Annotated in this window: 14 protein-coding genes and 1 pseudogene; 9 read left to right on the top strand and 6 right to left on the bottom strand. The window is 68.9% G+C overall.

The features are described 5' to 3' along the window. Nucleotides 1-6: 6 nt before the first annotated feature. From OIB37_RS03850 to sbnA, 3 genes are read left to right on the top strand one after another with little or no spacing between them, the layout of a single operon-like run. Nucleotides 7-1,011: a TauD/TfdA family dioxygenase gene (locus OIB37_RS03850; RefSeq protein WP_330456076.1), complete on the top strand. Its 1,005-nt coding sequence runs from the start codon at nucleotides 7-9 to the stop codon at nucleotides 1,009-1,011. Further along, complete coding sequence (sbnB, locus tag OIB37_RS03855; protein WP_330456077.1) at nucleotides 1,008-2,078, top strand: 2,3-diaminopropionate biosynthesis protein SbnB; 1,071 nt, start codon at nucleotides 1,008-1,010, stop codon at nucleotides 2,076-2,078. The genes OIB37_RS03850 and sbnB overlap by 4 nt, the downstream gene beginning before the upstream one ends. 35 nt (nucleotides 2,079-2,113) lie before the next feature. Further along, the gene (gene sbnA / locus OIB37_RS03860) at nucleotides 2,114-3,166 is read left to right on the top strand and encodes a 2,3-diaminopropionate biosynthesis protein SbnA (protein ID WP_330456078.1); all 1,053 of its coding nucleotides are present in this window, start codon (nucleotides 2,114-2,116) and stop codon (nucleotides 3,164-3,166) included. A gap of 180 nt (nucleotides 3,167-3,346) precedes the next feature. Here the strand turns inward: sbnA and OIB37_RS03865 are convergent, their stop codons facing one another. Beyond that, nucleotides 3,347-3,829 carry a hypothetical protein gene (locus OIB37_RS03865; protein WP_330456079.1) on the bottom strand — a complete coding sequence of 161 codons (483 nt, stop codon included), beginning with the start codon at nucleotides 3,827-3,829 and terminating at the stop codon, nucleotides 3,347-3,349. A gap of 779 nt (nucleotides 3,830-4,608) precedes the next feature. On the opposite strand from OIB37_RS03865, the gene OIB37_RS03870 reads away from it, so the two are divergent. Beyond that, entirely contained in the window at nucleotides 4,609-5,115 is a 507-nt protein-coding gene (locus OIB37_RS03870; RefSeq protein WP_330456080.1) for an SUKH-3 domain-containing protein, read from the top strand. A gap of 194 nt (nucleotides 5,116-5,309) precedes the next feature. On the opposite strand, the gene OIB37_RS03875 is transcribed toward OIB37_RS03870, so the two are convergent. The 3 genes from OIB37_RS03875 to OIB37_RS03885 are packed head-to-tail and all read right to left on the bottom strand — an operon-like array spanning nucleotide 5,310 to nucleotide 8,484. Next, nucleotides 5,310-6,587: a tyrosine-type recombinase/integrase gene (locus OIB37_RS03875; RefSeq protein ID WP_330456081.1), complete on the bottom strand. Its 1,278-nt coding sequence runs from the start codon at nucleotides 6,585-6,587 to the stop codon at nucleotides 5,310-5,312. Next, entirely contained in the window at nucleotides 6,584-6,772 is a 189-nt protein-coding gene (locus OIB37_RS03880) for a helix-turn-helix domain-containing protein (RefSeq protein ID WP_330456082.1), read from the bottom strand. Before OIB37_RS03880 ends, OIB37_RS03875 begins: the two co-directional genes overlap by 4 nt. Then, nucleotides 6,769-8,484, bottom strand: a complete 1,716-nt coding sequence (locus tag OIB37_RS03885) for a replication initiator (RefSeq protein WP_330456083.1) — start codon at nucleotides 8,482-8,484, stop codon at nucleotides 6,769-6,771. The genes OIB37_RS03880 and OIB37_RS03885 overlap by 4 nt, the downstream gene beginning before the upstream one ends. Before the next feature lie 314 nt (nucleotides 8,485-8,798). Here OIB37_RS03885 and OIB37_RS03890 point away from each other — a divergent pair, with 314 nt between their 5' ends. From OIB37_RS03890 to OIB37_RS03910, 5 genes and pseudogenes are all read left to right on the top strand, one after another. Continuing rightward, complete coding sequence (locus OIB37_RS03890; RefSeq protein ID WP_330456084.1) at nucleotides 8,799-9,230, top strand: winged helix-turn-helix domain-containing protein; 432 nt, start codon at nucleotides 8,799-8,801, stop codon at nucleotides 9,228-9,230. 623 nt (nucleotides 9,231-9,853) lie between these two features. Beyond that, entirely contained in the window at nucleotides 9,854-10,237 is a 384-nt protein-coding gene (locus OIB37_RS03895) for a type II toxin-antitoxin system RelE/ParE family toxin (RefSeq protein WP_330456085.1), read from the top strand. Continuing rightward, the gene (locus OIB37_RS03900) at nucleotides 10,234-10,572 is read left to right on the top strand and encodes a helix-turn-helix domain-containing protein (RefSeq protein ID WP_330456086.1); all 339 of its coding nucleotides are present in this window, start codon (nucleotides 10,234-10,236) and stop codon (nucleotides 10,570-10,572) included. The genes OIB37_RS03895 and OIB37_RS03900 overlap by 4 nt, the downstream gene beginning before the upstream one ends. Before the next feature lie 35 nt (nucleotides 10,573-10,607). Beyond that, nucleotides 10,608-10,823 (top strand): annotated as a pseudogene (locus tag OIB37_RS03905) (helix-turn-helix domain-containing protein); the annotation flags it as partial. A 266-nt stretch (nucleotides 10,824-11,089) separates the two neighbouring features. After that, complete coding sequence (locus tag OIB37_RS03910; RefSeq protein WP_330456087.1) at nucleotides 11,090-11,965, top strand: hypothetical protein; 876 nt, start codon at nucleotides 11,090-11,092, stop codon at nucleotides 11,963-11,965. Nucleotides 11,966-12,043: 78 nt separating this feature from the next. Here OIB37_RS03910 and OIB37_RS03915 read toward each other — a convergent pair whose 3' ends face one another. Both OIB37_RS03915 and OIB37_RS03920 read right to left on the bottom strand, forming a co-directional pair. Further along, entirely contained in the window at nucleotides 12,044-12,391 is a 348-nt protein-coding gene (locus OIB37_RS03915; protein WP_330456088.1) for a DUF1330 domain-containing protein, read from the bottom strand. Between the two features lie 137 nt (nucleotides 12,392-12,528). Next, a complete protein-coding gene (locus OIB37_RS03920; protein ID WP_330456089.1) occupies nucleotides 12,529-13,569 on the bottom strand; it encodes an MFS transporter in 1,041 nt (346 codons plus the stop codon). Nucleotides 13,570-13,607: the final 38 nt, after the last annotated feature.

Here is a 13,607-nt window from a genome sequence, read left to right on the forward strand (position 1 = left end):
ACCGAGATGTCTTCCTCACCGCCTGCAACAACCCTCGATGTGGAACTGCGGCCGGACAGCCCGGCGATCCTGCACGTCGACTCCCCTGTTGACGCGCAGAGTTGGGCGGCCCAGTACCGCGAGTCAGTGCGTGCGCAGGTCACCGAGCACGGGGCGCTCCTCGTCCGCGGCCTCGGTCTGCGCGAGCCGTCCCAGGCCGGTGCGGTGTTCGCGGGGCTCGCCGGTGATCTCATGACGGAGCGGGAGGCCTTCGCCCCCCGGGAGGCGTACGGCCCCGGGCTGTACTCCTCCACCGCGTGGCCCGCCAACCAGCCGATGTGCATGCACCACGAGCTGAGTTACACGCATCAGGTGCCCGGCCTGATGCTCTTCGCGTGCCTGACCGCGCCCGCGCAGGGCGGCGCGACGGCGGTGGCCGACGCCGAACAGGTGCTCAAGGCGCTGCCCGCCGAGCTGACGCAGCGGTTCGAGCGCGAGGGCTGGCTGCTGACCCGCAGCTACAACGACGAGATCGGGGCGTCCCTGTCGGAGTCGTTCGGCACCGACGACCGTGCCGAGATCGAACGCTACTGCCGGGCCAACGCCATCGACTTCACCTGGCAGCCCGACGGTTCGCTGCGCACCCGGCAGCGCCGCCCCGCCGTCGTGCGGCACCCGGTCACCGGCGCGCGCTGCTGGTTCAACCAGATCGCCTTCCTCAACGAGTGGACGCTTGCCCCGGAGGTGCGCGAGTACCTCGTGGACGAGTACGGCGCCGACGGACTGCCGTTCAACACCCGCTTCGGGGACGGCGGGTCGATCGGCGAGGACGTCGTCCAGATCCTCAACTCCACCTACGACAGGCACACCCGTCGCGAGCCCTGGCAGGCCGGTGACCTGCTGCTCGTCGACAACATCCGCACCGCACACAGCAGAGAGCCGTTCGACGGAGAGCGGCGGGTGGTGGTCGGCATGGCCGAGCCGCGGCGCCTGGACGACTCCTGCCCGACCCCGGAGGCGAGCCGGCGATGACCAACCTGCTGTCGACCCCCACCCAGGCGCCCATGCCCCACGCGACGCCGGCACCGACGTTCGCCGTGATCTCCGGCGATCAGGTGCAGCGCGCGCTCAGCGGGCGCGAGAAGCAGATCATGGAGCTGGTCGAGACCACCTACCGGCTGCACGGCGCCGGGGACTCGGTCAACCCGCCGTCGTACTTCCTGCGCTTCCCCGACCGCCCCACCGCGCGGATCATCGCGCTGCCGGCCTCCGTCGGCGGCTCGGTGCACGTGGACGGCATGAAGTGGATCTCCAGCTTCCCGCAGAACGTGAGCGCCGGGCTGCCCCGTGCCTCCGCCGTCCTCATCCTCAACAACCCCGAGACGGGCTATCCGTTCGCCTGCATGGAGAGCTCCGTCATCAGCGCGACCAGGACGGCGGCGTCCGCCGCGCTGGCCGCCGACTGGCTCAGCCGCACCCGGACCCGCCCCAGGCGCATCGGCTTCTTCGGTACGGGTCTCATCGCCCGCTACATCCACACCTTCCTGGCGGGAACCGACTGGACGTTCGACAGCATCGGCGTCCACGACGTGTCCGCGGACAGCACCGCCGGTTTCTGCGGCTATCTGCGGCAGAGCGGCACCTCCGCGCAGATCACCGTCCACGACAGCCCGGAGGACCTGATCTGCTCCAGCGACCTCGTGGTCTTCGCGACCGTGGCCGGCGAGCCGCACGTGACGTCCCAGGCCTGGTTCTCGCACAACCCCGTGGTCCTGCACGTGTCGCTGCGCGACCTCGCCCCCGAGGTCCTGCTGGCCTCGGCCAACTTCGTCGACGACGTCGAACACTGCCTCAAGGCCGACACGTCCCCGCACCTGGTCGAACAGCGCACCGGCAACCGCGACTTCCTCAACGGCACCCTCTGCGACGTGATGCTCGGGCGGGCCGCCCCGCCGGCCGACCGCCCGGTGATCTTCTCGCCCTTCGGACTCGGCGTCCTCGATCTCGCCGTCGGCAAGTACGTCTACGACGAGACGGCCGGGGCGGGGAACCTCCACCTCATCGACGACTTCTTCTCCGACCTGCGCCGTTACGGCTGAGGCCGACCCTCAGCCCTGGCACCAGGAGGTCCACCGTGCCCGTAGTTTCCTCTCCCCACGAGTTCAACGAAGGCAGTCTCTTCGTCGACCTCGAGTCGATATTCGGATGCCCCCTCTCCCTGAAGTGCGAGGGCTTCAACTTCGCGGGCTCCATCAAGTTGAAGGCCGCGAACGAGATGGTGGAGAGCGCCGAGCGTGACGGAATCCTCACGCCCGACTCCATCCTCGTCGAGTCCTCGTCAGGAAACCTGGGCGTGGCGCTCAGCATGATCGCAGCCAGCAAGGGTTACCGGTTCCTGTGTGTGACGGACTCCCGTTGCAACCTGTCGACCCGCCTGCTGATGGAGGCCCTCGGCAGCCAGGTCCACGTCGTGGCCGACCTGGACGCCAACGGCGGCTTCCTGGGCACCCGGATCGACTACGTGCGCAACCTGTGCGCCTCCGACAACCGCTATGTCTGGCTCAGCCAGTACACCAACGCGGGCAACTGGCGGGCGCACTACCGCACCACGGCACCCGAGATCGCCGGCCAGTTCCCGAAACTGGACGTCCTGTTCATCGGAACGGGCACCGCCGGCACCCTGATGGGCTGCGCGCGCTACTTCCGCCAGTGGCACCGGCCGGTGAAGGTCGTCGCCGTCGACAGCGTGGGCTCGGTGGCCTTCGGCGGCAAGCCCGGTCGCCGGATGATCCCCGGCCTGGGCATGAGCATGGTGCCCCCGCTGCTGGAGGAGTCCTACGTCGACGAGGTGATCCGGGTCGAGGAGGCGGACACCATCCGCACCTGCCACCGCATGGCCCGGCGTGGCTTCCTCTTCGGCGGCTCCACCGGGACCGTGGTCAGCGGCGCGACGCAATGGCTGTCCCGGCACCGCACACAAGGCCTCACCGCCGTGGCCATCGCCCCCGACCTGGGCGAGCGCTACCTCGACACCATCTACCAGACCAACTGGCTGCAGGACCTGTACGGCGACCAGATCCTCGCCGACCCCGCGAAGGTGATCACCCCCGACTCCGACTCGGTGATCACCCCGTCCCGCACCGACGAGTCCGCGTCGAAGACCCAGGAACACGGGTCGAGCAAGTAACGGCACGGTCCCGGCCCAGAGCAGCAGACCGGGACACCAGTTCCAGCCCCCCCCTGCCCGACCGGCGTCACACACTCGGTGACGCAGGTCGGGCACCGGGCGTTTCCGGCCTGGTTCGCCGGCATAGCCGCCGCCCTCATCTGCCACCGCCGACTCGTCCGTGTGGACGGGCATAACCAGTCAATGCGAGGCTCCGACACTGCTGACCCAGACACCGAAGGGCCTGATCTCCGGCTCGGTCTCGGTCTGCTCCGAGAGGTTCCGCGCATCGTCCAGGTCCGACCAGGCGATGACGCCTGGCTCGCTGTCGGCCAGAAATCCCTCGACGACCGCACCGAGGTCGTCGGAAGCCACATAGGTACCGCTGAACGGCAACGCATCCGGGGACACAGAACCGGTCGAGCATCGGAGCTGCCCTGCCTGTTCGTCGTGCCACACGTAGAACGTCGCCACCCCGGAAACGCCCAGATCGCGAATGCGTTGCCGGATGGCAGCAGCAGTCCGCTCGAAAGCAGTCACCACCTCGGCGACGGACAACGAACTCCTGTCCTCGTCAGCCGCACCCAGCGACCAGGTGTTGGTCTCCCACTCGACCCGCCGGTCGGCCGGCTCCAGCACCAGAGGCTCGTTCGCCACCTCAGCGATCCACGTCAACAGCACCACAGCAGTATCCCTGCATCGAAGCACGGTCCGTAGCCTCGCTGCCCGATCCCGCAACCCTGAAGCCCCGTCAGGCGTCCCGGCGGGGCTTCAGCATCGGGTGACGGCAGTAGTTGACGGCAACGTCAGCGGGCGGGGGCTGCGCACAGTGGCGGTTCGTTGCCGTCGTCGCGGGTCGGATTGTGGCCGGCGGAACCGTCGAGCGCGGTGCTGAGGGTGTTGACGGCGTCTCGGAGAAGTCGGAGTCGGACGTGGACGGTGGCGGCGACGCCGATGTGCACGACGGCAACAACCACGAACAACCCCGGCCGAACCCGCACCCCAACGGACCGCCGAATACCGCTTGACCTGCGAAAACGTAGGCAGATAGTCGCGCAGCACACGTACTATGTGCTGGCGGGGGCCACGCCGGTACTGGTCCATAACTGCGGTGAGGCATCCCTCGACGCACAGGCCGATGCGGGCGAGATTCGGGGAAGCGACTTCGCCGCCGAATATGAATCTCGGAGCGGCCATGTCTACCGATCGGACAACAAGGAGCCTGTCACCGCTCCGGATGAAATGGCGGAGATCTTCGAGCAACAGGCCCACCCGATGAACGGTGGATGTGCGGAGATGCAGTGCCTGAGCAAGGCGTATGCAAGAGAAGGTGAACCGGGTATCCGAGGCGGGAACATGACTACGGTGCATGTGAGCGATACGCCCAAGGGTGACCACGGTGCTCCTGCCACCCCGTGCAAGGCGTGCCGCCGAGTGATGGACAGCTTGGGGGTGAATTACTAGTGAGCGGCGAACCGGAGGAATTCACCTCCCGATTGAACCCCGCAACGGTTTCCGCCCTGCGGCAGGCTGGCTGGTACCCCGGGCGACACCTCGACGTGTCCTCCGACATCCAGTCTCTGGAGGCTCAGGGGTACATCCCGAGCCCATTGGCAACCGCCTTCCTCGAATCGTTCCGAGGCCTGAAGATTGGGCCGGTCCGTGAGGACGGCCCCAACTTCATCAACGGCGAACCGTTCTTCGTCGATGCCGTGGGGGCTGGCGGCAGGCATCAGGACGAATCCTCGGCGATCGGCTCAGCCCTCGGCGGTTCATGGTTTCCCGTAGGCTGGTGGCTCAGCTATTCGCATGTCTTCATGCGGCCGGACGGGGCTGTGGCCGCTTACGCGAACGGCCTGATCTGGAGCATCGGAAGCACACCCTATGAGGGCTTGGACCTTATGGTGATCGCGGATCGCCCGTTGATCTGCGTTCATGCGCCCGAGGGGATGAAGCCGTGGCCCAAGTAGGGATCAGGCGCCCATCGGGAAGTGTGGATGAGCCATCAATCAGAACAAAGTCCGAGGAGGAGCTCTCAGAAGGCAGCGCCCAGAACCTTCTTCTGATTCCACGGGAATAGCCTAGAAGTGTGAATTCAAAAGCCCCACCGGCAATGGTGCCGGTGGGGCTTTTGGGTGCCTTGACGGCAACGGTGACGGCAACGTCAGCGGACTACGACTGCGGCGGGTGGGTCGTCAGGATCATCGTCCCCGGTGCCGAGAGCATCCCCCAGGGCGTTGATGGCTTGGCGCTGGAGGCGGAGCCGGACGTGGGCGTAGACGCCTGCGGTGACGCCGATATGGGCGTGGCCGAGGAGTTCCTTGATGACGACGAGGTCGATGCCCTGCTCCAGGAGCAGAGTTGCGGTCGAGTGGCGCAGGTCGTGGAACCGGATGCGGCGGAGCCCGGCACAGCGGAGAAGTCGGCCGAAGCGGCGGGTGAGGTTGGCGGGGTCGAGAGGCCCACCGATCGGGGTGGTGAAGATGAGCCCGCTGTCCGACCAGCGCGCCCCGACGGCCCGACGTTCCTCCTGCTGGCGCTCTCGGTGGTTCTTGAGGGAGTGGACGCATTCGGTGGGGAGGGCGATGCGGCGTTCGGATGCGCGGGTCTTGGTGTGCAGGGTGGTCAGGCCGCCGGTGCGGGTGCGCTGGAGGGAGCGGTGGATGCTGGCGGTACCGGCGTCGAGGTCGAGGTCTTCCCAGTGCAGGCCGAGGAGTTCGCCTTTGCGGAGTCCGGTGCGCAGGGCGAGTTCGTACAGCGCGTGCAGCCGGTCGCTGCTGGCCGTCTGGAGGAGCTGCCTAGCCTCGGCCGCGGTGAGGGGCCGGAAGCGTCTGGGGCGAGGCGTCGCGGTCTTGACGTTCCGGGCGACGTTGCGCGGTAGTTCATCCTCGCGAACGGCATGCTCCAGGGCGGACTTGAGGACTGAGTGAACGTACGTCACGGTCAGCGGTGACAGCGTCTTGCCGCAACACTGGCCGATGGCACAGCATCGCCGCCGGCCAGTGTCCCGTTCCTGGGCACAGCACTGGCAGGTGGTACGGAGTCGGTCGAGGAAGGTACGCACGTCCCGGGCCGTGAGCCGGGCGATCTTCTTGGTACCCAGGCCGGGGATGAGGTGGAGACGAATGCAGGCGGCGTAGCGGGTGTGGGTGTTCTCGCGGAGGTGATGGACGGCGACGGTGCCCAGCCAGTACGTCACGTAGTCGCCGACGGTGCTGTCGGCTGCGGCGGTGGGCAGGCCGCGATTGCTGGCGGCAATCTTCTCGGTGAGCTTGGCCAGCGCTTCCTTGCGGGTGATGCCGTAGACGTGGACGCGTTTGCGGGTGTTGCCGGGGGCGAGGACGTATCCGGCGGCTTCCCAGCGGCTGTCTTTACGCTGGTAGACGGTGCCGTCGCCGTTGGCACGGCTGCGGCGGGAGGGGGGAGTGGTGCGGGGCGTCATGCGGCTTCCTGGTCGAGTCGGGTGGTGATGAGGTGGTCGAGCGCGGGGGCGGGGATGCGGCGGGCGCGGCCGAGGGTGATTGAGACGAGTTGCCGGGTGCGGATGAGGTCGTAGACGGCGGTGCGGCCGAGTTGGAGGCGTTCCATGACCTGGGGGACGGTGAGGAGTTCCGTGTCGGCGGTCACGTGATGCCCCCCGCCCGGACAGCACCGGTCAGCCGGTGAGAGGAGTGACCGACCGGGTGACCGGCGCGGTCGCCGGAGCGCTTCGAGCGCCGGGTTCGGTGCGGTTGTTCGGGCCGGGTCTGCTGCGTTGCGGCCAGGAGGTCGGCGAGGTGTTCGAGTTCGGGTAGGAGGCCGGTTCCGGCGTACTGCCAGTGGGAGATGACCAGCGTCGTGTCCGAGTCCCCGCGCTGACCGGCGATGTTGCTGTGACCGGGGGCCAGGTCAGTGGAGTGTCCGGCGCGGTCACCGACCGGACTGCCGCTCGTCTGACCGGGCTGTGTCTTCGCCGACGCTGAGGCGGTGGTCTGGGTGTCGGGTTGGTGGGTTCGCCAGGTGGTGCGTTCGGTTCGGAGGTGGGTGAGGGTGGTGGAGTAGTGGCGGGTGCGGGTGGAGAAGTGGCCTCGGAAGCCGAGCATGTGGGCCCATTGGCGCAGGCGGAGGTGGGCGTGCGCGCGTTTGGTGGCGAGGTGCCAGGCGGTGTGGATCATGCGGCGGGCGTGGTCGGTGATGTCGTGGCCGGCGAGTTCGGCGAGGAAGCGGAGGCGGCGGTCGAGGGTGCCGGTCGTGGTCTCGGCTCCCTTGGTGGCGTACTTGGCGATGTAGCCGGCGACGTGCCGGTCGGTGACCGGTCCGCCACCGGTGAAGTCCGTACTGCGGATGGCGCGGACGTCGATCTGCCGTCCGAACCGGAACACCAACCGCCCTGTCCGATCTGAGCCTTGAGGCGGGGAGACGGGGACGACCCCGGCGGGCTGTGGTTGTTTCGGCGGTTCGCCCTCGTGGTGGACGCGGGTGCGTGTGGCGGCGGCGCGGACGGCGTGGTCGAGGAGCTGGGTGGTGGCCCAGGCGGGTGGGGTGCTGCCGGGGCCGGTGGGTCCGTCGAGGCGGATGACGGCGTGGAAGTGGACCTGGCCCCGTTTCTGGTACTCGGCGACCTTCGCGTAGGAGAGCGTGGCGTGATCGCGCAGGGCCCGCTGCGTCAGCCCCGCTGCCTTGGCGATCTCGCGTCGCAGGTGGGTGGTGAAGCGTGCCCACAGGGCCGGGGCGTGCGCGTTCCACAGCACCGCGCCCCCGTAGTCGTATCGCTCGGGATCGAGCGGGGTGCCGAGGAGCGGGTCTTCGTCGGGGTGGGTGTGGCCGCAGTGGCAGCGGCCGGTGTCGGGCTGGTTGTGGACGGGGCCGAAGCCGGGGGCGGTGAGGGTGGCGAAGACGCGCGGGTGTCCGGCGACGCTGGTGGGGACGGTCTTGCCGCCGCGCAGGCCGGCGGTGATGAGTTGGTAGGTGTCGTAGCGGTAGACGGTGGAGCAGGCGGGGCAGCGGGTGACGCGGCGGTTGCCGCAGCGGACCAGAAGTTCGCCCGCCGGGAGTCGGCCGGAGTCGAAGTGGTCGAGGATCTCGCCGGTCGCGCTGTCGAGTCGGGTGCGGTGTCCGGTGAGGCGGATCGGGTGCGCGCAGCCGCCGAGCGTGCTGATCTGCCGTGCGAGGGGTGCGAGTTGGCCGGCGGCGGCGAGCTTCGCCAGCCTGCTGGTCAGCCTGGCGCGGCGCTCCAGCGCCGACCGCCCGGCCGCCGAGGAGGCGACCTCCGCCGAGCCGCTCGGCGTGGTGAACGCCTGCGACGGGCGCAAGGTGGTCGGAACGGGCGCGGGGTACGGGAACTGGAGCTGTGCGGGCATGCGGAACAGGGCCTTTCGGCGGGAGTGCGGAAGCAGCACGACGTGACGGCTGGCAGGCCGAAGATCGGCTCACAGGGGAACGGGGCGCCTCGAAGGTGGGCGCGGAGGCCGGACCAGTGGGGGCTTGGTCGGCGGGGCGCGGTGGTGATCACCGGCGGGTGCGTGACGTTAACATCGCCCCACGGGCGCATTCAAGTACATCCCTCCTCATTCCTTTCTGTGGGTTCGGGACGCGGGTAGTGTGGGGTCGGTTTCCCGGCTTGGACGGGCCGGATATTGCTGGTAGAGGGCGTGGAAAGCGGGGGTGACCAGGCGTGGTGGTGGGGCGGCGCGGGCGCAGGCGGGCGGCCGGCGGGGTGCCGCTGACGTTCGAGGTCATCGCCGAGACCCTGCGCGAGCGCATCCGCTCCGGCGGGCTGCGGCCGGGGGATGCGTTGCCGACGCAGGCCGTGTTGATGCGGGAGTTCGGGGCCTCCAGCCTGACCGTGCAGAAGGCCATGGCCCTGCTGAAGCAGGAGGGGTGGGCGGTCTCCCGCCCCGGCAAGGGAGCCTTCGTCACCCACGACGACCACGCCGCCGGCGACGCTGATGACCTCGACGGCCCCGAGGCGCCCGCGCCCGCCACCGGGACGACGGCCCGCGTCGAGGCGCTGGAACGTGCGCTGTCCGAGGCCGCTCAGCAGATCGCCGACCTTCGTGGCCGCATCGAGGCCCTGGAGTCAGGCAACGGCGAGCGGGGTCGCTGACCCACCATCCGGGACGCTGGTCAGGGCGGTGCGTTCAGATTTTCTCTACGAGGTTCAAGGCGGGCACCGCCCGCCTGAGCGGGCCGCCGTCGCCGACAAGCCCCACCGTCTACTCCCGCGATCACGCGCTACTGGAGGCACCGAGCCGAAGCGGCAGCCAACCAGATCACCGGGATGACCGGAGCCGGGCTCCTGGCAGAGCAAGCTATCGCCTACGACCGTCCTACGGCCGGATCGCAGGCAACGGCCGACCAGGGGGCCGACCCTCAATATCCCTCGCCGGGCTCACCGAAGGCGGCGGCCGGCGTCGCCTCCGGCGGGGAGCGAGCTCCCGGCCGCCCGTGACAGACCGGCCTCTCCCGCCCCGGTCCCCGCGCCGCCAGACTGGGCGACGCACCAGCCCGGCCGCACGCTGCCCCTCCCGCTCGGGACCGATCCCGCCGGACGAAGCCGACCCTGTGTCGCCCCGGCCGGTTGCCGCTGGTGTGCGGCACCGCCGCCGCATCAGGACGAGAGGGAGTACTGGGGCGTGCGGCGCTGGAGTGGCTGCGGTCGCGGCGACGGCACACGACCTGAGCTACGAAGTCGCGCTCTCGCACCCCGTGCCATATATCATCGGCGCTATGGACGGTGGGCGGTACTCGATCGAGATCGAGCCGGAGGTACGGCTGTGGCTGGAGAACATTCCGGCCCATCACTACAAGCAGGCCGAACGCGTCGCCGACCTGCTCGCCGAGCAGCCCACCACGCTCGACGAACCGCACTCCCGCCATCTGGGCGGCAAGCTCCGCGAGCTGCGCTTCCGCCTCGGCGATGCCCATCAGCGGATCACCTACTGGCTGGCGCCCGGCCGACGTGTCGTGCTGCTCACCGTGTTCCGCAAGACCAAGATGCGCGAGCAGGCCGAAGTGGACCGCGCCCACGCCGCACAGCGATTGTGCGAGGCAGAGCATGAAGCCGCCGCCGAGCACGACCTCTACAGCCGCAAGCTTAAGGAGAACCGGTGAACCACAGCGAATGGAGGACCCGTCGCCACCGCCGGCTGCTGGGCGAACACCTGGACGCTGACGCCGAGTACGACCGGGTCTACGAAGAGGCCGGCCTCGCCATGACGTTGGGCAAGGCCGTCTACGACCGGCGTAAGCAGCTGGGCCTGAGCGAGGCCGACCTCGCCGAGCGCATGCACGTCGACGTCGATGACATCGAAGGCATCGAGACGGCCACCGAGCTGCCGCCCATCGCGGTCATCATGCGCCTGGCCCGCGCATTGGACCTCACGGTGGACGTGCACCTCGCCGGCGGAGACGAGCCCACCGTCACCATCGTCGCCCCAGCGGCCTGAGGCGGGGAGGAACCATGCAGGACCCGCCTTCCGCGCTCGCCCGTGAGCTTGGGCAACTCGTCCACGACCGGCGCATCGAGCTCGGGCTGTCCCAGGCCGAGCTGGCCGAGCGGTGCGGGATGAAGCAGCCGCAGATCTCCCGCTTCGAAGGCGGCGGGACCGTGCCCACGCTTCCCCTCCTGCGCCGCCTGGCTCAGGCTCTCGGCGCCGACCTGAGCATCAGCCTCACCCCGCACGACGAAGCCGCTTGACACGCGCATTCGGAATTCCCCAGGCGGTGTAGACCGCTGACGGCAGTAGTGACGGCAACAAGCGCGGACGCCAGGGCACAGCCACGGACGTCGGCGGAGCACGAAACCGCCGATGACCTGCGAAAACGCAGGTGGGGAGGGGTTGCGTAGCACGCGTACTATGTGGCGGCGGGGAACACTCCGGCCCTCGTCCACGACAACAACTGCGATCTCGACTTGGGCATCGGGCCGAACGGAGAGCTGCGAAGACTCATATGGTTGGCGAAATGAGCAAGGAGCTGGTCATCAGCCCTCGCAGCGAGCGGGTGCGAGAGGAGCTGGCAGACGCGGCTGCCTGGGGTTCGTACGCGGCGGAACTGCGCCAGGTGCTCGGAATGGCGATCGAGAAGAGTGGCGCTGACCTCCTGGAGGTCGGCGAGTTGCTGGTCAGTGAACCCCTCTCCGACAGGTACCCCGGCGTTCGCAACGGCGCGGAGGTCCCGCCCCCGCAAGCAATTGATCTTGTCGAGGGAATGGCAGCCGGGCGTGGGCCGTACTGTCGGCTTTCCACCTCAGGGCGGCTTCAGATCGAGTCGGGGTGGGACGGAGCTGTACACCTCTACACGACACGAGCGGTGGCCGCCGATCTGGCGGGGTTCCCCGGCCAGAGCGTGATTCTCCAGTGGCGCGACGCAACTCCTGAGCCCACAGAGATCTCGAAGCCCGTCGACGCCGTCGCAGACGAGGGTTTCTGGGCGACGGTGGCGGAGGCCTCCGAGCGCTTCACCTTGCTGTGCGAACGCTGGGCACACGGGGCTCACGGGTGCAGATGGTTCCGCGTGACTCGGGAGAACACAGCCGAACTGGCCCGACTCATGCGGCCACGTTCCCTGGTCTGCGTGGCCACCGAGCCGGAGTTGCGGCCCAGACCTGAGCTGCTGGAGGACGACTTCACCGCCTTCGTAGCCCCGCTGCTGCCCGGCGAGTTGGCCCACCGGGCCTACCCCGGTGGCGCCGATACGCTCACCGAGGTCACGGATGAGGGTTTCTCACTCATGCTGGCGGACAGGGTGATGGGCGATTGGTGCGCCGTGGTACCGGACTCGGACGGGACGGCCAGGGCACAGTGGGAGAGCCCTGGGGAACCGTGCTCCGACAGCTGAGTAGCTGAACCCTGACAGATCTGTGGTCCGCTTCGGGTCCGACGTATCGACGGCACCGCCGGGTCGCGGGGGCGACGGTCACTCGGTCGGCATCGCCTCGCGCATCACCTTGGCCGTGGTGGCCGGGTCGTAGCCCGGGGGCACTCCCTCGACCAGGATGATGTCGCCGTCTATGTGCCGTGAGCGCAGTGGGGCGATCTCCTGGTACGCGGGCGAGTCCCACCAGGCCCGTGCCTCGGCGATGCCCGGGAAACCGATCACGACGACGTGTCCGGGCCAGCTGCCCTCCTTCACCTCGTGCCGCGCCCCGTGGACGAGGAAGCGGCCGCCGTACGGCTCGAAGGTGGCGGTGATGCGCTCGATGTACTCGGCGATCTCCGGGTGCGGGGCGCTCTCCTGAAGGTGAGCGATGGCGTAGGCGGTCATGGTGTCCTTCCGGTCGGCCGGGCTCCTTGCACCGCTGATCGTGGCATGCGGGGCGCGACCGGGTCGATGACCTGTCAGGTAATCGGGAGGGGCTCAACAGGGCACCGTCGGCTCGCCGTTGGAGTCCTGTGTGCTGCTCAGCGCGGCCCGTCGTCCGCAGGCGTCACACGACCAGCGACCGGGCGAGGGTCTCGCCGTACGGGCTCGGCGGCCGGTTCCGCGGGCAGGCGGCGCATCGTACGGAGCGGGGAGAGGAAGTTCGGGAGGAAACTCAGCGTCATTCCGGCCGCGCCGATCCACAAGGTGGCCGCCGCCCCGAAGGCGGCGCCGCAGGCTCCGCCCAGGACTCCACCCAGAGGCAGGCCGCCCCAGGACACGAACCGGGCCGTCGCGCTCATCGGGCCGAGGAGCCGGTCCGGTGTAAGGGCCTGCTGGAAGCTCGCCTGAGCCACGAAGCGGACAACGCCGCCAAGGGAGAGAGCCGAGAGTCCGATCGCGGCGACGTACACGCTCCATCCCGGTGTCGCCAACGGCATCAGGACGGTCAGTGGGCAGGTCACCAGCGGCGCCAGCCAGATGACCCGGCCTTGGCCGAGCCTTCTGGAGACCGTGGTCGCAACGAGTGCGCCCACCAGGGCGCCGCACTCCATTCCCGAGAGAATCAGGCCGATGCCGAAGGACTCGAGATCCAGCTCTCTCGCCAGGAAGACCAGCAGCATGGTCTGGTTCATGACCAGGAAAAGGTTGAATATCGCGTCTCCCAGAACGGTGGCGCGCAGGACGGGATGTCCGAGGACGAACCGCAGTCCCTCCTTGATGTCCCAGCTCAGTCGGGGGTGTTCACCCGGCTCCGGTTCCGGCTTCGCCTCGCGCTTGCGGATGCCGGTCGCGAGGAGGCCCGACATGGCCATCCCGGCCGCACTCGCCAGCAGCGTCGCCGGGGCGCCGACGAGTCCGACCAACGGTCCGGCGACCGCCGGCCCGCCGATACTGGTCACCGAGCGCACCGCCGACAGCTTCGAGTTCCCCTCGACAAGGTTGCCGCGCCCCACCAGGTGCGGGAGGAAACTGACGTACGCGACGTCGAAGAAGACCGTCAGCACCCCGTGCGTCGGGGCGACCGCGTAGAGCAGCCAGATTGTCAGAAACCCTGCCCACCAGGCCACCGGTATCGCCACCAGGACGAGCGCCCGGACTGGGGGGTGTCGTTTGGATC

Origin of the sequence: Streptomyces sp. NBC_00820 (assembly GCF_036347055.1) — a bacterium.
In the GTDB taxonomy this organism is placed as follows: domain Bacteria; phylum Actinomycetota; class Actinomycetes; order Streptomycetales; family Streptomycetaceae; genus Streptomyces.

What these genes read in the sequence shown, in the direction of transcription:
- OIB37_RS03850 (WP_330456076.1), top strand. Translation starts at nt 7, where the DNA reads ATGTCTTCCTCACCGCCTGCAACAACCCTCGATGTGGAACTGCGGCCG.
- sbnB (WP_330456077.1), top strand. Translation starts at nt 1,008, where the DNA reads ATGACCAACCTGCTGTCGACCCCCACCCAGGCGCCCATGCCCCACGCG.
- OIB37_RS03875 (WP_330456081.1), bottom strand. Translation starts at nt 6,587, where the DNA reads ATGACGCCCCGCACCACTCCCCCCTCCCGCCGCAGCCGTGCCAACGGC.
- OIB37_RS03885 (WP_330456083.1), bottom strand. Translation starts at nt 8,484, where the DNA reads ATGCCCGCACAGCTCCAGTTCCCGTACCCCGCGCCCGTTCCGACCACC.
- OIB37_RS03895 (WP_330456085.1), top strand. Translation starts at nt 9,854, where the DNA reads ATGGACGGTGGGCGGTACTCGATCGAGATCGAGCCGGAGGTACGGCTG.
- OIB37_RS03910 (WP_330456087.1), top strand. Translation starts at nt 11,090, where the DNA reads ATGAGCAAGGAGCTGGTCATCAGCCCTCGCAGCGAGCGGGTGCGAGAG.
- OIB37_RS03915 (WP_330456088.1), bottom strand. Translation starts at nt 12,391, where the DNA reads ATGACCGCCTACGCCATCGCTCACCTTCAGGAGAGCGCCCCGCACCCG.